Origin of the sequence: Streptomyces sp. 13-12-16, assembly GCF_002114215.1 — a bacterium.
Lineage (GTDB): Bacteria > Actinomycetota > Actinomycetes > Streptomycetales > Streptomycetaceae > Streptomyces.
This window is the reverse complement of the sequence record NZ_NCTE01001482.1, coordinates 1-362: the sequence shown is the minus strand read 5'-3', so window position 1 is coordinate 362 and position 362 is coordinate 1. Positions and strand designations below refer to the sequence as shown.

Below are 362 nucleotides of genomic sequence, written 5' to 3'. Positions count from 1 at the left end.
GTGCCCCGAGCCGATACGGGTCCTGTACGCCCCGTTCGACGAGCAGTGGCTGATCCCCGACCAGCGGCTGATCGACGCGGCCCGGCCGGAGTTGTGGCGGGTGGCGGACGAGCGGCAGATCTTCGTCGTGGAGGCGGGCACCGCCCGGACCCTCACCGGTCCACCGCTGCTGGCCACGTCCCTGCCGCCGCTGCTGCGCACCGGTCGCGTCCGCCCGCTGTACCGCCGGCCGGGCGCCGCGGAGCCGAACCTGGCCCCGGGTCTGACCGGCCACCTCGCCGCCAGGCTGGGCCGGGACACCTCGCCGGCGGACGTCCTCGCCTGGACGATGGCGGTGGCCCGCGTCACGCCCGCCGGAGTCG

The 362-nt window shown here is 76.8% G+C and carries 1 protein-coding gene; it reads left to right on the top strand.

Features of this window, described 5'->3' with window-relative positions; all coding sequences use genetic code 11:
* Nucleotides 1-362: type ISP restriction/modification enzyme (locus tag B7767_RS43090; protein WP_306298059.1), on the top strand; the 362-nt coding region annotated here is incomplete at both ends.